This is a genomic window from Tenacibaculum profundi, assembly GCF_052050075.1.
In the GTDB taxonomy this organism is placed as follows: Bacteria; Bacteroidota; Bacteroidia; order Flavobacteriales; family Flavobacteriaceae; genus Polaribacter.
In genome coordinates this window covers 225,008-246,484 of sequence record NZ_CP197225.1, presented here as the reverse complement: position 1 = coordinate 246,484, position 21,477 = coordinate 225,008, and the positions used below count along the sequence as shown (strand labels likewise).

Below are 21,477 nucleotides of genomic sequence, written 5' to 3'. Positions count from 1 at the left end.
TGATATGAGTATTATTAATTTCATAAGATTACTTATTAAAAATAAAATAATACTAATTATTTTACCTTTTTTGTCGGGTATTTTAACTTTTTGTATAACGGAAAATATACCTTCTAATTACTCGACACATTCAATTATTTATACTGGAATTGGGTCGGACGGGTCTATTCAACTAGATAAATCATTTAACTTATTCAAAACAAATATTGCTTTTGACAATCTAATTAACATTATTAAATCAAGAAAAACTCAAGAAGAACTTGCGTTAAGATTATTAAGTCATAACATCGTAAACATTCAGAATAATAATGATATAAAATTAGAAATGATCAAAGAAGAGATCAATAAAACTGTTCCTTTAAACTTTCTAAGTTCATTAAAACTAGAGTTAAAAACAAAACGTCAAGTATATCTAGAATTTGATACAATTAAAAATATCGTGTTCGAAAAATTAAAGTTCATGCAAAATAAAACTGAAAAAAACTTTGTCCATGAACTTTTAGCTTCAGATTCAAAATTTTTCTCCCTAAAATCTATTTCAAACATTCGCGCATATCGTGTCAATAGCAGTGATTTAGTAAAAATATTATATGAAAACTCCGATCCTAGTATATGCAAGGAAACGCTAGACATATTATATGAGATCATAGAGAAAAAGTATACAGAAATTAAAGAGTCCAATTCAAAAGATATTGTTGAATATTTTCAAAATGAATTAAAGAGAAGCAGAAAAAAACTAAAATCCATTGAAAAAGAGCTTTTATCCTTCAACATTAAAAATAATATCATCAATTACTACGAACAAAGTAAAGCTGTAGCAATAATGAAAGAAGATATGACATTAGACTTTTTTAACACAAAAGGTGAATTTGAAGGAGCCAAAGCCAAAGTTTCAATACTAGAGAAGAAACTCAAAACAATAGACTCGATAAAAAAGAAAAGAAATAATGTCGTAGAAATAAAAAGAATTCTTGACAAACTGAAGCTAGAACTATCTCTTCATGAAGCCAAAAATAGTGATACAAATGTTAATCTAACAAAAAATAAACTTATTAGTCAAAATAAGAAACTCAAAGAAAACATAGAAGAATTATTTAGGTTGGAGAATACTATAGAAGGTATTCCAATAAAAACTGTTCTTGATGAGTGGCTAGAGAAATCTGTAGAAGTACAAAACATAAAAGCTAAATTTAAAACTGTTGGTGATAGAAATAATAATTACGACCAACAATTTAAAAGATATGCACCAGCAGGAGCAAACTTAAAAAAAATCGAAAGAGAATTTAAAATCGCCGAGCAAGAATATCTCGAAATTCTTCATGGTTTGAATTTGGCTAAGCTCAAAGCTCAAGACTCAAAAATTGCTTCAAAACTTAAATTAGTTGCCCCCTCATTTTATCCCTTTAAAGCCTTGCCTTCTGGTCGATCGTTTTTAATCATTGGTGCAGTAATCTTAAGCTTAATTTTAATAATCAGCAGTATATTTCTATCAGACTTTTTTGATAATACTTTAAAAAATGTTCAAAACACATCCAAAGTTATAAAGATACCTGTAATAGGAATGTTTCCTAAAATTTATATAAATCATGGAAAAATAGGATTTAATGGTATCATTAAAAAACTATCCGATCTAGCAATAAGAGGTATAAATGAACAGATGTTATCAGTTAATAAAGAATATAAAAAAACATTAATAATATCTGTTATAAGTACTCGAAAGCAAGAAGGTAAAACTGTAGTTATTGCAAATATTGCCGAACGATTAAAAAGCAACAAGAAATCTACAATTATTACTAACCATAGTAGAGAATACATTAAATTAAAATATCAAAAAAAATATAATGTTAATACTGTTTTAGGTTATCCAGATTCTCGTCCTGATTATAATGACCCCGCACTTGAAAATCCGATATATCGTTTCGATGAAAATGAATATATAGTTCCTACCCCAAAAGATGAGGGTATCAATAAACATAGGTATCATAGTATAGTAAAACAACTTATTAAAAAACCCGGTGTTGACTATTTAATAATTGAGCATCCTAATTTATTAGAGAATAGTTATTCAAGAGATATTATAAATAAATCTGACTTAATACTTCTTGTTTGTAGAGCAAATCGTGTTTGGCAAGACGCTGATGAAAATGCAATTAAATCGATAAAGAATGACTTGGATAACAAAATTTTCTCTTTTGTCAACGGAACTGAAATTAATGAAGTGGAATATTTATTAGGAGAAATAAAAAAGAACCAATCAATATTTAGAAAAAGAATTAAAAACTTCTTTAGACTTCAATTTAATTCATCAAGTAAAATCTAATATTTATGATTCGAGCCAGAATAATAGAACTTTTAAAAAAGGACAACTTTCAAAGTCTATTAAGCAATATAATAACTGCTTTAATTGGCATAGTAAGTTTTAGTTTATTGGCCAAAAAATTAAATACGGAAGATTTTTCTAATTATATCATTTTTGTAACAGGTGCTAGTTTAATTGAAATGCTAAGGTTCGGAATTACAAGTAATGCTACCATATGCTTTTTACCAGGAACCAAACAAAAAAAACGTGAGAAAATTATTGGATCATTCGTAAAAATTAATTTACTAACCTCTTTTGCATTAGCATTTTTTATTTTTCTAATAAAGTCATTTTTATATGACCACATCAAAAACTCATCTTTTGTGTTATTCTTCAATTGGTATCCGTATATTTTAATTGCAAGTATACCCTTCAATAACGCCTTAACAATTTTTCAAGCCGATATAAAATTCAATAAAATTTTATTCATTCGTATACTCAATAACTTTCTATTCTTTTTGGTAATATTAATAGGTACACTGTATTGGGGTATTACGTTAAATGAGCTAATTTTATATTATTTGTATATCCAAATTTTCTTATCTGGATTATGCATTGTACTCAAATGGGATTATTTAATTTCCTATAAAAATTCAAGTAATAAAGAGGTTAACAGAATCCTTAATTTCGGTAAATTTAGTGTATTCACTTTACTTAGTTCCAACCTATTAAGAAATGCAGATATATTTATAATTGGACTAGGAGCATTAGGGTCAAATGCGATAGCCATTTATAGTATTCCTCTAAAATTAACTGAAATCATGCAAATACCATTGAGAAGTTTTGCGTCAACTGCATTTCCTAAAATTTCAAAAGCATATACTCAAGGAAACCTAAAAAAAGTGAGATACATTTTTAATACTTACACAGGTGCTATCTCTATTTTTTTCGTTTTTATCGCTATATTCATATTAATATTCGATAGAGAATTAATCATACTTATTTCAGGACACTCCTATATAAATAATGGTTCTGAACATTTAAATATTCTCATAATCACACAAATTTTAACCATTTACTGCTTAATTCTACCATTAGATAAAATGACGGGAATAACATTGGATAGTTTGAACAAGCCTCAAATAAACTCTATCAAAGTATTGATTATGTTAATTACAAACTTACTAGGAGATATCATTGCCGTATTTATTTTTAAGTCACTCGAACTAGTAGCCATTACATCAATACTTTTTACCCTTTTAGGATCTTATATTGGGGTTTACTGCTTAAACAAAGAATTACAGATCTCAATAAAAGATATTTTATTTTATGGACTTAAGTTTTATTTAAATATTTCAAAGCATACATGTTTAATAATAAAAAAATAACATATGGATATAGAAAATATTAAAAATAAAAATATTGAGTTCCTAAAATCACCAAAACTATCAAGCTATAATTTTTTAGCCTTAAACACTATATTGATCTTAGTATTAGTTTTTCTAATTTACAAATTAAAGGTTTTTGGTATATCCTTATTTGCCGCATCAATAGCTATTACTTTTTTACTCGTTTACCTATTTAAGAACCCGAAATTAGGTATAATTATTTCCTTGATAGCTAGCTTTTTTGTTACCGGATTGGCGAGGTATATACCTGCTCCTTGGGGATTAAGTATTGATTTTATATTGGTACTAACATACGTTGCTATGTTTTTTAAAAACTATTATGAACGATCAATATGGAAAAAAAGCCGATCATTCGTTACCATACTTATCAGCTTTTGGATGTTTTATATATTTATACAGCTTTTAAACCCAGAAGCGATAAGCAGGCTAGCTTGGTTTTATTCTATGAGAGGACTTGCATTGTATCAATGGCTCTCTATTCCATTAATATTCATGTTATTCAATACACCTAAAGATTTAGATAGATTTTTTCTATTATGGGGAACGTTATCAATCTTAGGTAGCTTAAAAGGACTTATGCAACTATATATTGGTGTTGATCCTTTTGAACAAAGATGGTTAGACGGTGGCGGAGCTCAAACACATATTCTATTTGGTCAGCTAAGAATTTTTTCATTTTATTCAGATGCTGGACAATTTGGTGCATCACAAGCACTAAGTTTCGTAGTATTCGGCATATTAACAATGTATGTTAAAGGAAATAAGTTAAAAAAATACTTTTATGCAATCGTTGCTCTTTTAGGTTTATATGGGATGTTTATTTCAGGTACACGTGGGGCTATTTCAGTTCCTGGTATGGGGGGGCTATTACTGATGGTACTTCATAAAAATAAAACTACATTGATCATTGGATCTATTATAGCCCTAGCTTCATATATTTTTTTCGCACATACCTTTATAGGACAGGGTAACTATCAAATACGACGAATGAGAACAGCCTTTGATGGTAATGATCCTTCTCTTCAGGTTCGTTTAAGTAATCAACGAAAATTAGTAGGTTATTTAGCTTCGCGCCCTTTCGGTGGTGGGGTTGGTGCTACCGGGAATTGGGGTAAAAGATTTACCCCTAACACATTTTTAGCAAATACAGCAACTGATAGCTGGTATGTCACCATTTGGGCAGACACAGGTATTGTTGGTTTAGTATATTATTCAATAATGATTCTATCTATTTTATTTGTAGGCATGTATAATGTAATGTTCAAACTAAAAAACTCAAATTTTAGATCCAAAATTATGGCTATCACTTGTGGCATGGCTGGAATACTTGTTGCCTCTTATGGTAATGGTGTTTTTAGTCAGATGCCTACAGCTATAATAATGTATATAAGTATTGCTTTTATAGTAAATGCTTTAAAAATAGAAAAGGAATATTTACATAAATAATAAAATATAGAAAATGAACTATCGCGATTTTAACGATATTAATAATATAATTATAAAAAAATTACACCTGATACCAAGGAATATTGATTTAATAGTAGGAATACCTAGAAGTGGTATGTTACCAGCAAATTTACTAGCACTATATTTAAATCTTCCATATGTTGACATAGATACATTCGTAAAAGGATCTCTCTATGGTACAGGCGAAAGAATCAATTATAAAAAGAAAAACATTGAAAATATTCTAGTTGTTGATGATAGTATTGGATCTGGAAAAGCGTTAAGAAAATGTAAAGAAAAATTAAAGAATTTAGAAAAAGAATATACGTTAAAATATTGTGTTATTTATGCCTCGCTTAAACAGAAGAACAGTGTTGATTACTTTTTTGAAATTGTTCCAATGCCAAGATACTTTCAATGGAATATTTTTAATCATCCTGATTTAGAAAAAACTTGTTTTGATATTGATGGTGTTTTATGTCCTGATCCAACGTCATCTCAAAATGATGATGGGAAAGAATATATTGAATTCGTTAAAAATACCCCTCCCCTATATCTTCCTGGACAAACCATTGGCTGTATTGTTACATCTCGACTAGAAAAATATAGAGTACCTACCCAAAAATGGCTTGCAAAGCATCAAATTAAATATAAAGATTTAAAAATGTTAAATCTTCCCACAAAAGAAGCTCGGCAAAAAGCAAACAACCATGCTGAATTTAAATCAAGCATATACAAATCAAGTAAATACAATTTATTTATTGAAAGTAACTTTAAACAAGCAAGAAAAATTAATATGCTTTGTAAAAAGCCAGTTTTTTGTACAGAAAATTTTAAAATGATTTACGAGTCACAATCAGTAGTATTTAATATTAAAAGAGGAAAATACCTCCCACTTTTGAGAAGATTAGCCTTAAAACTAAAAGGCAGGTTTAAGTTATTATACCAAAATTAAGCTTTATGTTATGAGTTTATCACAATTAATTTTCACTTATTTTCAATATTTTATTTTGATCTATTTCGGAATGTCTAGTATTTACATACTAATTTTCGCTATTTCTAGTATTTTAAGAAAAAAAAATACATATCAGAAAAATTCAAAAATTAATAAAATTGCAGTTTTCATACCATGTTATAAAGAAGACGCAGTTATTTTAAACACTGCAAAATCAGCAATTTTACAACGATATCCTCTAGATAAATTTGATGTTATTATTATAGCAGACTCTTTTCAGGAGTCAACTCTAGAACAATTACAAGCTATCCCTGTAAGAATTGTAAATGTTTCATTTAAGAATAGTACTAAAGTAAAGGCTCTCAAAAAAGCTCTTAAAATGGTAAGTAGTGATTATGATATTGCATTAATACTAGATGCAGATAATATAATGGAGCCTTGTTTTTTAGAAAAAATAAACAATTCATACATCAATAACATAAACGTTATCCAAGGACATCGTAAAGCAAAAAATTTAAATACACCTTTAGCAATCCTTGATGCTATTAGTGAAGAAGTAAATAATAATATATTTAGACAAGGACATCGTTCTTTGGGTTTATCTTCCGCTTTAATTGGATCAGGAATGGCGTTTAATTATCAACTTTTAAAAAAAACTTTAAAACAAATAAATGCTATTTCAGGATTTGATAAAGAATTAGAATTTATTCTCATAAAACAAAAAATAACTATTGAATATTTAGAAAATGCCATTTTATATGATGAAAAAACCCAATTAACTCCTGATTTTAAAAACCAAAGAAGAAGGTGGCTTTCATCTAAAGTTACTTTCTTCAAGAAATATGCTCCAGAGGTATTTTACCAATTATTTTATAAGGGGAACATTACGTTTGCCGATAAAATATATCAAATGTTAGCTCCTCCACGTATAATACTACTTGGAACCTCTTTTTTATTTTCAGTTATATACTTACTACTCTATTCATTTGGAAATCAATTTTGGATTTCTAGCGTATGGATATTAATATTTATTACATGCTCCGCAGCTATAATTATTTCAACGCCTAAAAGTTTTTTCAAAAAAAAATACTTGCATGCTATCGTATTTTTACCTGTAACATTTATAACAATGATTGTATCAATGCTATCCTTAAAAAAAGCATATAAAAAGTTTATTCACACACCACATTCCTCAAAATTTAATTAAATATTATGGCATTTATCAATTATAGTAAATACACTAGAGTAGAAGATATAAAAAGGCTAAAATTTATTGAAGAAAACATTAAGTTATTGAATGTGTCTTCTTTAAAAATATTGGATGTCGGTTGTGGAAATGGCAATATTTCTCAGCATTGTGGAGCATTAGGTCATGAAGTTTTGGGTATCGATATTTCCGAAAAATCAATTAAAAAAGCTAAAAAAAATAATTTACTAAAAAATGTAAGTTTTGAAAATATAGCTGTTGAAAACATTAAATACACTTCAAAATTTGATATAATTATCTGTAGCGAGGTACTTGAGCACCTTGAACAACCGAAAAAAGTAGTCAACGCTTTAAAAAAACTATTATCCTCACAAGGAATAATAATAATTACCGTGCCCAATGGTTTTGGTCCAAGAGAACTGCTGATAACAAAACCCGTTCAATATATATTAAATAACAATATTATTAGTAAAAAGTTACTAGGTCGTATTAAATCAATTATGGGATTTAAAGGTACTACTATTCAATCAGATGCTGACGATCTATCTCACATACAGTTTTTTACACAAAAAAGTTTAAATAGGTTAGTTACTTCTGAACTTTTAATAAATCAAAAATTTAAGGTTACCAACTTTATAGAAGGTGTGTTTCCATTATCAGTAATTTACAAAAGATGCATAACACTTCAAAAATTTGATTGCTGGTTGGCTGACAGGTTACCTCGTTCATTTGCTAGTGGATTTATGACATCATGGAAACATTTAAGATAATTTATGAATACAAAAAAAAATATACTGATAACAATACGACAAGGAAAAATTGGTGGCGGAGAAACCCATGTACTACAAATAGTGGAGAACTATGATAAAAACCAATTTAATTTATTTGTCTTAAGTTTTACCTTTGGTGAAATGATTGATGAACTGAAAAAGATCAATGTAGACTGCTATGTCATCGAAACATTAAAACCCTTTGATATTCGAATTTGGAAAAAAGTCAAAAAACTTGCAAAGAAACTAAACATAGAGTTAATTCATGCTCACGGAAGCAGAGCAATGTCTAACTCTTTTTGGGCTTCTAAAGCTTTAAAAATTCCAATTATATATACAGTTCATGGATGGTCTTTCCATAAAACAGATAAACCTTGGATTTATAAAATTAAATCAATAATAGAAAGTTTTTTAACAAAGCAGGCTAGCCTTACTATTTGTGTTTCCAAGTCCAATCAACAAGAAGGTGAAAAAAATTTTCAATTAGAAAACTCTGTAGTTATCGAAAATGGAATTGATTTAAACAAATTTAATCCTAACAAGGAATATAGAAATCTAAAGCTATCATTACAAATTGATACAACAAAGAGTATTGTGATATATCTATCGAGATTGACAAAACAAAAAGACCCTTTAACAATGATTAAATCAATGCAAAACATCGTTGAAGCTACCAATAACATTATCCTTATAATTGTTGGTGATGGTGAAATGCGTAACACATGTGAGCAATTTGTAAAGGAATTAAATTTGACAGATTTTGTTATTTTTCTTGGATTTCGTCATGATATTGCTTCATTACTAAACAACTCTGATATCTATTGTTTGCCTTCATTATGGGAAGGACTTCCTATTGGATTATTGGAAGCTATGAGTATGGAAAAACCATGTATTGCTACCTCTGTAGACGGCAATAAAGAAGTCATAATACATAATTATAACGGTATTTTAATAGAGCCTAAAAATCATCGTCAATTATCAGAACAGATTTTGAATTTACATCTCAACAAGAATTTGAGAGATAAGCTGGCTATAAACGCTAAAAATACAATCAAAACCAAATACTCAATTCAAAAAATGATACGTAAACTTAATATAACATACGCTAAGATTTTATATAAAGTATCGTAAAAAAACAGTACCTATAAAGTAATCACCTAAAACTCCAATTATGACAAAAAACAAAAATATCATATGCATTTCATTTACAACTTGGCAAGGTGAATACACCAAATCAACTGTTCAAATTTTATCAATTTTAGCAAGAGATAATAATATATTTTTTATTGAATACCCTCGTACATATAAGGATATTATTAACTCTATTTTAGGTAAAAGAAAAGCTCCTGTTAAAAGAATGTTAGGTTTAAAAAAGAGAATTAGCCATATTTCTACAAGTTATAAAAGCATCGTAAAACATGTAATAATGCCACCAATGTTACCTATTAATTTTGTTAAGACGAAAAGGTTGTTTAAAATATTAAACAAAATCAATACGAGTATTTATAAACGTCAATTACAAAAATTAATAAAAAAGCATCAATTATCAGATACCATTATAATTTCAGCATACAATCCAGTATACGGACTACCTGTACTAGGTAAAATAGGTCAAACTTTAGATGTATACTATTGCTATGACGGTATGGATAACTTAAGAAATCACTGGATGACTATAGAACTTGAAAAAGTTTATTGTGAGGGTGTCGATGGAATAATATGCTCTTCTACTTTCCTACAAAATCAAAAAATTAAACTTAACAAAAATACATTTGTTGTTAGAAATGGAGTGAACTTTAATCTTTTTTCAAAAGCAAAGAAAAATTTCTCAAATTCAAAAAAAGGCCTAAAAAAAGTTGGTTATATAGGAAGTATTGACTACCGTTTCGATATTGAATTGATGGAGTACATTATTAATTTATATCCAGAAATAATATTTGAATTTACAGGATCTATCTTAAGAAATGAAGTAGTCAAAAAACTAAAACAATTTGATAATGTAGAATTTCTTCCTGCTATAAGTCCTCACGATGTACCAAAAATACTAGCAACGTACGATGCAGGAATAATTCCTTATAATAACTTAGAAATTAATAAAGGGATATACCCTCTTAAAATAAACGAATATCTTGCTGTTGGATTACCCGTTATTATGACAAATTTTGCACCATTGCAAGAATTTGAACCCGTTATAAGTATCTCAAAAAACAAAAATGAATTTGCTGCTAATTTATATAGCGAAATAACAAATGATTCAGAAGATCTCATTAATAGGAGAATTGAATTCGCTAAAAATAATTCATGGAAAAATAGAGCTCAAAAATTCGAAAGGATATTATCTGAGCTATTTATTAATAAAAAAAACAAAATTTATGATTCATAGAATTAAAGATAAAATTAAAAACAACCCTAAATTAAAATCTCGAATTCACAGTCTCATTTTAGTAAAAAATCAAGCTAGACCTAGAGTTTGGGTTAAATGGTTCGTCAATCCTTTTATTCATAAAAAAGGAAAAAAATCATGTATTAGAAAAAATACTAGATTAGATGTTGTCCCTTGGAATAAATTTAACATTGGGTATGAAACCAATATTGAAGATTTTACTGCTGTTAATAATGGAGTTGGCGATGTTATTATTGGGAATAGGACACGAATAGGTTTATCTAACACAATTATAGGACCAACGATTATTGGAAATTATGTAGGGTTGGGACAAAATGTAGTCATTGCTGGGCTTAACCATAATTATGAAGATGTCACTAAACCTATTCTTGAACAGGGAGTAACTAAAAATTTAATAGTTATAGAAGATAATGTTTGGATAGGTGCTAACTCAGTAATTGTTGCGGGAGTAACCATTGGTAAAAATTCTGTAATTGCAGCAGGAAGTGTAGTTACTAAAAATATTCCTCCTTTTTCAATAGCCGCTGGTACCCCAGCAAAAATTATAAAACAATATAATTTGGAAAGTAATTCCTGGGAAAAAGTTTAGAAAAAATGAATAAAATTGAATATTTATTTTTTATCTGTTTAATTATAATATTATATACCTATGTAGGTTATGGTATCATCTTGTTTATTTTAGTAAAAATTAAACAATTATACATATCTAAAAATAGGATTGACACTAATTTTTACCAACCAGAAGTTACCCTTATAATTCCTGCTTACAATGAATGTGATATTATAGACGAAAAAATGGATAATACTATGAATCTAAATTATCCAAAAGATAAGCTAAGTGTTTATTGGGTTATTGATGGCTCTGACGATGAAAGTGCAACTACCTTAAAACAATTTGATGGTATCAGTGTTTTTTATAAGAAAGAACGTAGGGGAAAGACAAATGCTATAAATAGAGTCATGCCGTTTGTAAAAACAGAAATAACCATATTTACAGATGCCAATGCAATATTAAATAGAAACTCAATCGTTGAAATAATAAATGAATTTAAAAACAAACAAGTTGGATGTGTGTCTGGTGAAAAAAGAATTAAAGTAAGAACTAAGGATAAAGCATCTGGATCCGGTGAAGGCTTTTATTGGAAATATGAATCCTTCTTAAAAAAATTGGACAACAAATTATTCTCGGTTGTTGGAGCGGCTGGAGAACTATTTGCAATACGAACTCAACTATTTGATCAAATTGAAGATGATACTATTTTAGACGACTTTGTTATTTCATTAAGAATTGCTTTAAAAGGTTACAAAATTGCATACACAACAAAAGCCTATGCTCTTGAAAATGCCTCTGCCACTATAAAAGATGAATTCGCAAGAAAAGTTCGTATTTGCGCTGGAGGCATTCAGGCTATTGTCAGACTAAAATCACTTTTAAATATTTTTAAATATAAAACACTTTCGTTCCAATATATTTCACACAGGGTTCTTAGATGGACAATTACTCCACTTTGTTTATTTGCCATAATACCTATAAATATTATTATAATTAATCATGAAAACTCTTACAAATCATTTTTTTACACTTTTTATGTACTACAAATATTATTTTACATAGCCATATTAATTGGATTCTTCTTAAAGGCTGTAAAAATTAAAATTCGATTCATATTTATCCCTTATTACTTTTTCATTATGAACGTATCCGCATTATTCGGATTTATTAATTACTTGCAAAATAAAAAATACGCCATATGGAAAAAAGTAAATCGAGATCAAAATATTATTTAATATTGATGTTTAAAATAATCTTATCTAAGTATATAAATTTAACAATTCTACCATAATTTCAGCTCAACTTAATCTATAAACTATTTAACGAAAATCTGTCGTATCAAAACCTACTTTAACTACCTTTTTTTAATAAAATATTTAAAATGTTCAAAAGAATTATTCCAAGACAAATAAAAAGTATTATTAAACCCATTTTAAGAAAAATTGAAACTAATATTTATGCTGGTAAGAAATTCAAATGTCCTGTTTGTAATTTTGAATCAAAAGATTTTGATTTTATAGGGTTTGATATCCCCATATTAAAAGAAAAAGAAGTTGTGGGTTCAGGAAGAAGAAAAGCGAGATGCTATAATTGTGATTCAAACGATAGAGAACGATTAATTTATACATATTTAAAGTATGAAGAAAATATATTAAATAAAAAACATTATAGAATTATACATTTTGCTCCAGAAAAAAATATATCATCACTATTAAAAACTTGTAATTTTAAAGAATACGTGTGCGGAGATTTACACACGAAAGGTTACCATTATCCAAATTATGTTCAAAATATAAACCTATTAAACATTCCTTTTGAAAATGATTATTTTGATCTTATCATATGTAATCATATTCTAGAACACATTCCCGATGACATTAAAGCAATGAAAGAAATTTATAGAGTTCTAAAATCATCCGGAAAAGCTTTGTTACAAGTACCTATTGCTAAAAACACATACGAAACATTTGAGGATTCATCTATTAAAACGCCTAAGGAAAGAGAAAATGCATTTGGTCAATTCGATCATGTAAGAATCTATGGTCAAGATTATGTTAATAAACTAGAATCAGTTGGACTAAAAGTGAAACGTATAAACATCTCAAATAAATACATAAAATATGGTGTTAACATTGATGAAGATATATTTATTGCTATAAAATAAAAGATATATTTTCCCTTTTTTTATATTTCATAATCTATAAGATTTAAATCCAAATGAATATTCCAAACTTGTTTGTAGCTTAGACAACGTTAATGCAAAATTTAAATGCTCTACCTGATAATTCATTACTTTATAAATTTACCCATACAAAAACTATAAAATTGTTTTTCTTTGAAATTACAAAATTTTAAATTGTTAATAGTATAACATAATTCAATAATTGTTCATATTATGGTGATTGGAATAGAAGCTCAAAGAATTTTCAGAAAAAGAAAATTTGGTATTGACAGAGTAAGCATTGCTTTAATAAATTATCTTCAAAAAATTGATCATACTAATCAATATTATATTTTTGTTAAATCTGGACCAGACAATAATGTAATTACAGAGAAATCAAACTTTAAAATAATAACATTGCCAAAAGTAAGCTACCCTATATGGGAGCAATTATACCTTCCAAAAGCTGTATTAAAATATAAATGTGATATTTTACATTGTACAAGTGGTACTGCTCCCTTAAAATGTAATATTCCTATTTTATTAACATTACATGACGTAATATTTCTTGAAAAAAGTTATTTAAAAATATTATTGGAAAGTAGCAGGTATTACAACAAATTTGGAAATATCTATAGAAAAATAATTACACCGTTTAGTGTAAAAAAAAGCCATAAAATAATTACAGTGTCTGAATTTGAAAAAAAACAGATTCAACTATTCTTCCCTATGCTAAAACAAGAAAAAATAAAAGTAATATACAATGGTGTAAATAAAAGCTTTCAAAAAAAAGACTCTTCCGTTAAAATTAAGAAGGTAATCGCTAAATTTAGCCTTTCAAATAATTACTTTTTCTTTATTAGCGGTAAAGATCCAAGAAAAAATATAAAAAACACATTACGCGGTTTTCATGCTTTTAAAAAACGAAACGATAACGAAGTAAAAATTGTTATTCTTCATCATAAAAAATCAGAAATTAAGCGTCTATTAAAAGCTATTAAATGTGAAAAATTATGGAATAGTATAATATTAATAGACTACGTTTCCAATTCAGAAATAAGAATTCTTTATAAATTGAGTACCCTATTTCTTTATACATCCATGAGAGAAGGATTTGGTATTCCCATTTTAGAAGCCATGTCATGCGGCACACCCGTTATAACTTCAAATTGTTCTTCCATGCCTGAAATATCAGGTACAGCTGCTCATTTGATAAACCCAAATGATGCTGAAAATATTTCAGAAGGAATGGATAAAATATACAATGAGACAGAATATAGAAAGTATTTGATAAAACAAGGTTTGAACAGGTATCCATTTTTTTCTTGGGAGTTAATGGCTACAGAAATACGAGAGCTTTATTTTAAATATTAATAATTTATTAGAAAATCCAATAATCTACATTTTTTAACTAATTATCTTAAATCTTAAATATTTCAAAGATTTTAAGTAAAATCTAATTAATTACTGACTAAATTTAAACAAACCATGAACTATGAGAAACCAATTTTTAATAATATTTGTTTTTTTATTGATGGCTTGTTTTCCTGATATAAAAAATTTAAATAAAGAGGAAAATACCGATAATCACAATATTTTAATTGATATCCCTGCTGGTTTTGACTATAGTACACACAGAGATATTGAAGTTACCATAAATGATAACGACAAAAATGCAAAATACGATATTTTTCAATATTTTGACAAGCCTGTATCAAATGGGGTCGAAACCTTCGAAAACGAATCCGGACAGACGGTTTCTGAAGAAACTTTTTCAAATAATATAATTAGAAATCAATTGGGAACCGCTACCTCTAATAACGGAAAGGCTAAATTAACCATAAATGTTCCTAATTATTTAAGTAAACTTTACATTCGAAGAAAAAAAGGATTTATTTCTACATCAAAAGTTATTTCTATAACAAACAATAAAATTAACTATACACATCAAGAAGCTAAAACTAGTTTTAATAAAAGTAATAAACTAAAACCTCTAACAACCGATTATCTCTATTGTGTTAATGGTAGTGGCGAACTATTTACTGTTGATCCTTTAAACGGTAATCAAACGCTACTTGCTTCCATGCCAATGGGAAGCTTTACGTGTGCAATTGATCCAACTAACAATGTTTTATATTCAATAGGTAAATCAAGTCCATTCCCCTTGATGAAATATACAATAAGTAATGATACATGGGAAACAATAGCAAATTTAGGAATTGGTGGACCTAGGCTTGGGTTTAATTCAAACGATGGCTTACTATATTTTTCAAAAAACGATAAAGTGTACACCTTTGATCCCTCCAACGGTAATCAATTAAATAGCTGGGATATAATAGGGTTGGACAGTGCTAGCGGAGGTGATTTAGACTTTGCAGAGAATGGGGATCTTTACATATGTACATTTTCAGGTTTATATAAATTAGATTTAGACGGTAATGGTAAATATCAAAGTACTCGAATTAGTGCTGATAATCTTCCTTTTTCTCCAACATCTATGTCGTTTGATTCCAATCAAGAATTATGGTTAGCTGATAACGGAAGTAGTTCTGATCTTATTATAATGGATATTATAACAGGAGGTTGGCAATATAAATATGGAATAAATGCAGATAATGGCACCGATATGGGACGAACCATCAATGATCTTTCAACTTTATCCGTTGTTGATAACGATTATGTTGATAGTGACACCGATGGTGACACAACACTAGATAACGACGATTGCGCCCCCAATGACCCTGATATTTCATTCAAAACATATACCCCAAGTAAATATGGACTAGGAACTGTTGTTTTCGAAGATTTATGGCCATCAGCAGGAGATTATGATTTCAATGATGTTGCCTTAAACTACAGAGCTGTTCTTTATACTAATAGTCAAAACTTGGCTGTTAAATTAGATTTTATTTGTACTGCAAAATCACATAGATCGGGGTCCATTAATGCCATTGGTTTTCAATTTGATAATGTATTGTCATCACAAATAGAAAGCGTAACGAATACGAAAATATTTGAGAATTATTTGAGTTTTAATTCTAATGGTACAGAAGCTGGTCAAGATAAAGCTGTTATTATATTAACAGATAATGCGCACAAGATGCCGGATGATTTAACTGTTACTGTTGAATTTACAGAACCAATTAATACGAGTTTACTTGGAACAGCACCTTTTAATACATTTATTATTGGGAATCAAGTAAGAAATAACGAAATTCATTTACCCTATAAAACATCTAGTACCTTAGGTAACCAAAGTGCTGGTAATTTTATAGCTAATACAGGTTACCCATGGGCCATAAGTATTATACATGATTTTAAAGTCCCCAAAGAAACGGTACCTATAACAAGTGCATATAACAATTTTAATACATGGGCAACATCTGGTGGCACACAAAATGAAGATTGGTATACCGATAGTCCTGGTAATCGAAATAATTCAAATATTGAAGATGATTAAATCTTATTAATAAAATAGCTTGAATAAGCTTATACAAGCTAATTCAACAAATTTAACCTTTTCATCAATTCAGGTCTATTAGAACGGCTAACAGGTATTACCTCTTTTTTAATCAACACACTATTATCCTCAATATCAATTATTTGTTTCAAATTTATTATATAAGATCTATGTATTTTTAAAAATAACTCCTCAGGTAACTTCTCTTCTATTTTTTTCATTGTTGTATGAACAATGTGATTTTTATATTCTGTTTTTATATTTATGTAATCTCCTTTTGCCTCAATTAAATAAATATCTGGAATTAGAATTTTTACCAACCTTCTATCTATATTAACATATAATTCACTCTTTTCTTCTTCAATCTTTTCCTCTCCATTACTTAACTCTTTCTTTTTGGTGTCTAATTTAGTTACAGCTTTTATAAATCTAGGTAATTTAACTGGTTTAACTAAATAATCTATAATACACTTATACTCGAAAGCATTTAAAGCAAAATTCTCATCAGAAGTTGTTAAAATGATATTAGGTGGGTTATTCAGACTATCTATAAAATCAAATCCACTCAATTCAGGCATATGTATATCAAGGAAAACTAAATCAACACTATTGTTATTAATGAAATCAATTGCGTCTAATGCATTATCAAAAGTGGACTGAATATTTAAATAATCTAGCTTTGAGCAATAATTTTCAATAATTACTCTTGCTAGTTCATCGTCATCTATTATAATTGAATTAATCATCTATATTTTTTTAAGGAATTGTTCGATTTTACTCAAAATATCGATAAAACTATCATATAACTCGATAGTCCCATTTAATAGATCTTTTTCAAATTTAACAGCAACTAAATAATCATCCTCTAAATTAAGAAGGTTAATTTTATGTTTCAGTTTATGAACAACTTCAGCTGTAGCTTTGTAATTTCCTAACTCAAAAGAATCTTCAAAAAGATTATATTCTATTGGAAACTCTTTTTTTATAATTGAAATCATTTGCTTTTTAAAATCAGTGTCGTCATTACATATTTCATCAAACTTTGATAAATCCGGCAATTTTCCCATTATCGATACTTATTATTAATTAAATATAACTTAAAAAAAACAATATTCAAAGAATCCAGCTTACTAATAAATGAATTAATTACTTAAAATTTTAAACTATTTTTAATATTAAATTCTCTTTAATTTTAAAACTTACAGGTTATACAACCTTAATGGAGAATGAGCCATCAGGTAAAGCTTCTATCGGGATTAGAGAACAAATTGTACTACCATTATTAACAATTCAACAGTATTCTTTAAAAGAGATTCAAAAACTCGAAGAAGAGGGTAATTCAAACTCAAAAACACAAGAAATTTTCGAAAAAATAGTGACACGATCATTATTTGGAAATATCAATGCAAGTAGAAATTCTGCATAAAATATCTATTGATAAATCTTTACATGAAGTCCAAGGTAACTTGGGCTTTTTTAATAATTAGATTTTTCTTTACATGACAGTGTGTAAATATTGGTAAGTTCTATAATAAGGCTATTGTATTTCGTGAAGTAAAAAGTAACGTATAAAAAAACTCCTCATTACAAAATGTAATGAGGAGTTTTAAAAGAAAGGCAACGACCTACTCTCCCACCTGTGGCAGTACCATCGGCGCTAATGGGCTTAACTTCTCTGTTCGGAATGGTAAGAGGTGAGCCCCATTGCTATAATCACCTTAAATTGTTTCAGTATATTTCAACTGTATAAGTTAACATATTGCTAAAATCATATCGCTTATTCAAATATTTATAAAACTATTTGAACATAAAGAGTATCCTTCCCGAACTCCTAAAAGTTCGGGAGGAACGTACATAAGCCTATGGGTTATTAGTACTACTCGGCTACATACATTACTGCACTTACACCTATAGCCTATCAACGTGGTCATCTCCCACGACCCTTTAAAGAAATCTCATCTTGTGGTGGGTTTCGCGCTTATATGCTTTCAGCGCTTATCCCTTCCGAACGTAGCTACTCAGCAGTGCCCCTGGCGAGACAACTGATACACTAGAGGTTCGTCCAACTCGGTCCTCTCGTACTAAAGTCAGATCCACTCAAATTTCTAACGCCCACAGCAGATAGAGACCGAACTGTCTCACGACGTTCTGAACCCAGCTCGCGTGCCACTTTAATGGGCGAACAGCCCAACCCTTGGGACCTTCTCCAGCCCCAGGATGTGACGAGCCGACATCGAGGTGCCAAACCCCCCCGTCGATGTGAGCTCTTGGGGGAGATCAGCCTGTTATCCCCGGAGTACCTTTTATCCTTTGAGCGATGGCCCTTCCATTCGGAACCACCGGATCACTATGCTCTACTTTCGTACCTGATCGACCTGTATGTCTCTCAGTCAAGCTCCCTTATGCCATTGCACTCTACGCACGGTTACCAAGCGTGCTGAGGGAACCTTTAGAAGCCTCCGTTACTCTTTTGGAGGCGACCACCCCAGTCAAACTACCCACCACGCACTGTTCTCATCACTGAGTTAGGCTCTAGATAAGCAAAGGGTGGTATTTCAAGGTTGACTCCACAACCCCTAGCGAGGCCGCTTCAATGTCTCCCACCTATCCTACACATTACTTATCCAAAGTCAATACGAAGCTATAGTAAAGGTTCACGGGGTCTTTTCGTCCCGCTGCGGGTAATCGGCATCTTCACCGATACTACAATTTCACCGAGCTCATGGCTGAGACAGTATCCAGATCGTTGCACCATTCGTGCAGGTCGGAACTTACCCGACAAGGAATTTCGCTACCTTAGGACCGTTATAGTTACGGCCGCCGTTTACTGGGGCTTCATTTGAGATCTTCGCCGAAGCTAAACCCTCCACTTAACCTTCCAGCACCGGGCAGGTGTCAGGCCTTATACATCATCTTTCAATTTAGCAAAGCCCTGTGTTTTTGATAAACAGTCGCCTGGATCTTTTCACTGCGGCCAGCATTACTGCTGGCGACCTTTCTCCCGAAGTTACAGGTCTATTTTGCCTAGTTCCTTAGCCATGAATCTCTCGAGCACCTTAGAATTCTCATCCCAACTACCTGTGTCGGTTTACGGTACGGGTTCTTATAAACTGAAGCTTAGAGGTTTTTCTTGGAAGTTCTTAACCGCACTATCCACGCTTCCGAAGAGTTGTGGTACTATCACACTTCAGCTAAGTCTGCGGATTTGCCTACAGTCCTAATACCTACATGTTTCAACGAGCTATTCCGTCAGCTCGCGGCGGGTTCATTACTCCGTCACCCCATCGCATTTATAAGAAGTACAGGAATATTAACCTGTTGTCCATCGACTACTCCTTTCGGATTCGCCTTAGGTCCCGACTAACCCTCAGCTGATTAGCATCGCTGAGGAAACCTTAGTCTTTCGGTGTGCGGGTTTCTCACCCGCATTATCGTTACTTATGCCTACATTTTCTTTTCTATACGTTCCAGAAAACCTTACAGTTCGCCTTCAACACATATAGAATGCTCCCCTACCACTTTTAAAAGTCCATAGCTTCGGTAATATGTTTATGCCCGATTATTATCCATGCAAAACCGCTCGACTAGTGAGCTGTTACGCACTCTTTAAATGAATGGCTGCTTCCAAGCCAACATCCTAGCTGTCTAAGCAGTTTCACCTCGTTTTTTCAACTTAACATATATTTGGGGACCTTAGCTGATGGTCTGGGTTCTTTCCCTCTCGGACATGGACCTTAGCACCCATGCCCTCACTGCTGATAAACATTTTATAGCATTCGGAGTTTGTCAGGAATTGGTAGGCGGTGAAGCCCCCGCATCCAATCAGTAGCTCTACCTCTATAAAACTTTTAATCAACGCTGCACCTAAATGCATTTCGGGGAGTACGAGCTATTTCCGAGTTTGATTGGCCTTTCACCCCTACCCACAGGTCATCCAAAGACTTTTCAACGTCAACTGGTTCGGTCCTCCACTGTGTGTTACCACAGCTTCAACCTGCCCATGGGTAGATCACTCGGTTTCGCGTCTACTACTACTAACTTAACCGCCCTATTCAGACTCGCTTTCGCTTCGGCTCCGAACCTTAAATTCTTAACCTTGCTAGTAACAGTAACTCGTAGGCTCATTATGCAAAAGGCACGCCGTCACCACGAATGGCTCCGACCGCTTGTAGGCGTACGGTTTCAGGTTCTATTTCACTCCCTTACTTAGGGTTCTTTTCACCTTTCCCTCACGGTACTAGTTCACTATCGGTCTTTCAGGAGTATTTAGCCTTAGCGGATGGTCCCGCCAGATTCATACAGGATTACACGTGTCCCGCACTACTCAGGATACTACTATCTCTTCTTCGATTACCTATACGAGACTATCACTCTCTTTGGTTAGTCTTTCCAAACTATTCTAGTTCTCTTAAATTCGAATATTGTAGTCCTACAACCCCAATACTGCCGTAACAATATTGGTTTGGGCTATTCCGCGTTCGCTCGCCACTACTAGCGGAATCACTTTTGTTTTCTTCTCCTCCGGGTACTTAGATGTTTCAGTTCTCCGGGTTTGCTCACCTTGCGGTGTGATATATCTTCAATATACCGGGTTGCCCCATTCGGAAATTTACGGATCATAATGTATGTGCCACTCCCCGTAACTTATCGCAGCTTATCGCGTCCTTCTTCGCCTCTGAAAGCCTAGGCATCCTCCATACGCCCTTATTTAGCTTATTGTACTTTTTGCTTCCGATATTAATCGGAAACGAGCTCTTTATAATTCTTAATTATATTTTTATAAAAATATATCGTTAGATACTTAAATCTAACG

15 protein-coding genes, 2 rRNA genes and 1 pseudogene are annotated in these 21,477 nt (G+C 30.7%); 14 read left to right on the top strand and 4 right to left on the bottom strand.

The window, feature by feature from the left end:
- Positions 1 to 4 precede the first annotated feature (4 nt).
- From ACSIGE_RS00850 to ACSIGE_RS00790, 13 genes are all read left to right on the top strand, one after another.
- Positions 5 to 2,320, top strand: coding sequence for a hypothetical protein (locus tag ACSIGE_RS00850; RefSeq protein ID WP_440880904.1), 2,316 nt, complete (start codon positions 5 to 7; stop codon positions 2,318 to 2,320).
- A gap of 5 nt (positions 2,321 to 2,325) precedes the next feature.
- The gene (locus ACSIGE_RS00845) at positions 2,326 to 3,687 is read left to right on the top strand and encodes a lipopolysaccharide biosynthesis protein (RefSeq protein ID WP_440880903.1); all 1,362 of its coding nucleotides are present in this window, start codon (positions 2,326 to 2,328) and stop codon (positions 3,685 to 3,687) included.
- A 3-nt stretch (positions 3,688 to 3,690) separates the two neighbouring features.
- Positions 3,691 to 5,154: an O-antigen ligase family protein gene (locus tag ACSIGE_RS00840; RefSeq protein ID WP_440880902.1), complete on the top strand. Its 1,464-nt coding sequence runs from the start codon at positions 3,691 to 3,693 to the stop codon at positions 5,152 to 5,154.
- 13 nt (positions 5,155 to 5,167) lie between these two features.
- Positions 5,168 to 6,109 (top strand): phosphoribosyltransferase family protein, encoded by a 942-nt coding sequence (locus ACSIGE_RS00835; RefSeq protein WP_440880901.1) that lies wholly within the window; start codon positions 5,168 to 5,170, stop codon positions 6,107 to 6,109.
- Positions 6,110 to 6,119: 10 nt separating this feature from the next.
- Positions 6,120 to 7,316, top strand: coding sequence for a glycosyltransferase (locus ACSIGE_RS00830; RefSeq protein ID WP_440880900.1), 1,197 nt, complete (start codon positions 6,120 to 6,122; stop codon positions 7,314 to 7,316).
- Positions 7,317 to 7,321: 5 nt separating this feature from the next.
- On the top strand, positions 7,322 to 8,086 hold the full coding sequence (locus tag ACSIGE_RS00825; RefSeq protein ID WP_440880899.1) for a class I SAM-dependent methyltransferase: 765 nt from the start codon (positions 7,322 to 7,324) through the stop codon (positions 8,084 to 8,086).
- A gap of 3 nt (positions 8,087 to 8,089) precedes the next feature.
- On the top strand, positions 8,090 to 9,217 hold the full coding sequence (locus ACSIGE_RS00820; RefSeq protein WP_440880898.1) for a glycosyltransferase family 4 protein: 1,128 nt from the start codon (positions 8,090 to 8,092) through the stop codon (positions 9,215 to 9,217).
- 40 nt (positions 9,218 to 9,257) lie between these two features.
- Positions 9,258 to 10,469 (top strand): glycosyltransferase, encoded by a 1,212-nt coding sequence (locus ACSIGE_RS00815; protein ID WP_440880897.1) that lies wholly within the window; start codon positions 9,258 to 9,260, stop codon positions 10,467 to 10,469.
- Entirely contained in the window at positions 10,459 to 11,079 is a 621-nt protein-coding gene (locus ACSIGE_RS00810; protein ID WP_440880896.1) for an acyltransferase, read from the top strand. Before ACSIGE_RS00815 ends, ACSIGE_RS00810 begins: the two co-directional genes overlap by 11 nt.
- A gap of 5 nt (positions 11,080 to 11,084) precedes the next feature.
- Complete coding sequence (locus tag ACSIGE_RS00805; protein WP_440880895.1) at positions 11,085 to 12,278, top strand: glycosyltransferase family 2 protein; 1,194 nt, start codon at positions 11,085 to 11,087, stop codon at positions 12,276 to 12,278.
- A 146-nt stretch (positions 12,279 to 12,424) separates the two neighbouring features.
- Positions 12,425 to 13,207, top strand: coding sequence for a class I SAM-dependent methyltransferase (locus tag ACSIGE_RS00800; protein WP_440880894.1), 783 nt, complete (start codon positions 12,425 to 12,427; stop codon positions 13,205 to 13,207).
- Between the two features lie 231 nt (positions 13,208 to 13,438).
- Positions 13,439 to 14,578, top strand: coding sequence for a glycosyltransferase family 4 protein (locus ACSIGE_RS00795; RefSeq protein ID WP_440880893.1), 1,140 nt, complete (start codon positions 13,439 to 13,441; stop codon positions 14,576 to 14,578).
- A gap of 121 nt (positions 14,579 to 14,699) precedes the next feature.
- Positions 14,700 to 16,664 carry an LruC domain-containing protein gene (locus tag ACSIGE_RS00790; RefSeq protein ID WP_440880892.1) on the top strand — a complete coding sequence of 655 codons (1,965 nt, stop codon included), beginning with the start codon at positions 14,700 to 14,702 and terminating at the stop codon, positions 16,662 to 16,664.
- Positions 16,665 to 16,702: 38 nt separating this feature from the next.
- On the opposite strand, the gene ACSIGE_RS00785 is transcribed toward ACSIGE_RS00790, so the two are convergent.
- Together ACSIGE_RS00785 and ACSIGE_RS00780 are read right to left on the bottom strand one after the other, a co-directional pair.
- Positions 16,703 to 17,407: a LytR/AlgR family response regulator transcription factor gene (locus ACSIGE_RS00785; RefSeq protein WP_440882168.1), complete on the bottom strand. Its 705-nt coding sequence runs from the start codon at positions 17,405 to 17,407 to the stop codon at positions 16,703 to 16,705.
- A gap of 3 nt (positions 17,408 to 17,410) precedes the next feature.
- The gene (locus tag ACSIGE_RS00780) at positions 17,411 to 17,731 is read right to left on the bottom strand and encodes an Hpt domain-containing protein (RefSeq protein ID WP_440880891.1); all 321 of its coding nucleotides are present in this window, start codon (positions 17,729 to 17,731) and stop codon (positions 17,411 to 17,413) included.
- A 119-nt stretch (positions 17,732 to 17,850) separates the two neighbouring features.
- Here ACSIGE_RS00780 and ACSIGE_RS00775 point away from each other — a divergent pair.
- Positions 17,851 to 18,090 (top strand): annotated as a pseudogene (locus ACSIGE_RS00775) (phosphoenolpyruvate carboxylase); the annotation flags it as partial.
- Positions 18,091 to 18,276: 186 nt separating this feature from the next.
- Here ACSIGE_RS00775 and rrf read toward each other — a convergent pair.
- Together rrf and ACSIGE_RS00765 are read right to left on the bottom strand one after the other, a co-directional pair.
- Positions 18,277 to 18,385, bottom strand: a 5S ribosomal RNA gene (gene rrf / locus ACSIGE_RS00770).
- Between the two features lie 129 nt (positions 18,386 to 18,514).
- Positions 18,515 to 21,383, bottom strand: a 23S ribosomal RNA gene (locus ACSIGE_RS00765).
- Positions 21,384 to 21,477: the final 94 nt, after the last annotated feature.

What these genes read in the sequence shown, in the direction of transcription:
- ACSIGE_RS00850 (WP_440880904.1), top strand. Translation starts at nt 5, where the DNA reads ATGAGTATTATTAATTTCATAAGATTACTTATTAAAAATAAAATAATA.
- ACSIGE_RS00845 (WP_440880903.1), top strand. Translation starts at nt 2,326, where the DNA reads ATGATTCGAGCCAGAATAATAGAACTTTTAAAAAAGGACAACTTTCAA.
- ACSIGE_RS00840 (WP_440880902.1), top strand. Translation starts at nt 3,691, where the DNA reads ATGGATATAGAAAATATTAAAAATAAAAATATTGAGTTCCTAAAATCA.
- ACSIGE_RS00835 (WP_440880901.1), top strand. Translation starts at nt 5,168, where the DNA reads ATGAACTATCGCGATTTTAACGATATTAATAATATAATTATAAAAAAA.
- ACSIGE_RS00830 (WP_440880900.1), top strand. Translation starts at nt 6,120, where the DNA reads ATGAGTTTATCACAATTAATTTTCACTTATTTTCAATATTTTATTTTG.
- ACSIGE_RS00825 (WP_440880899.1), top strand. Translation starts at nt 7,322, where the DNA reads ATGGCATTTATCAATTATAGTAAATACACTAGAGTAGAAGATATAAAA.
- ACSIGE_RS00820 (WP_440880898.1), top strand. Translation starts at nt 8,090, where the DNA reads ATGAATACAAAAAAAAATATACTGATAACAATACGACAAGGAAAAATT.
- ACSIGE_RS00815 (WP_440880897.1), top strand. Translation starts at nt 9,258, where the DNA reads ATGACAAAAAACAAAAATATCATATGCATTTCATTTACAACTTGGCAA.
- ACSIGE_RS00810 (WP_440880896.1), top strand. Translation starts at nt 10,459, where the DNA reads ATGATTCATAGAATTAAAGATAAAATTAAAAACAACCCTAAATTAAAA.
- ACSIGE_RS00805 (WP_440880895.1), top strand. Translation starts at nt 11,085, where the DNA reads ATGAATAAAATTGAATATTTATTTTTTATCTGTTTAATTATAATATTA.
- ACSIGE_RS00800 (WP_440880894.1), top strand. Translation starts at nt 12,425, where the DNA reads ATGTTCAAAAGAATTATTCCAAGACAAATAAAAAGTATTATTAAACCC.
- ACSIGE_RS00795 (WP_440880893.1), top strand. Translation starts at nt 13,439, where the DNA reads ATGGTGATTGGAATAGAAGCTCAAAGAATTTTCAGAAAAAGAAAATTT.
- ACSIGE_RS00790 (WP_440880892.1), top strand. Translation starts at nt 14,700, where the DNA reads ATGAGAAACCAATTTTTAATAATATTTGTTTTTTTATTGATGGCTTGT.
- ACSIGE_RS00780 (WP_440880891.1), bottom strand. Translation starts at nt 17,731, where the DNA reads ATGGGAAAATTGCCGGATTTATCAAAGTTTGATGAAATATGTAATGAC.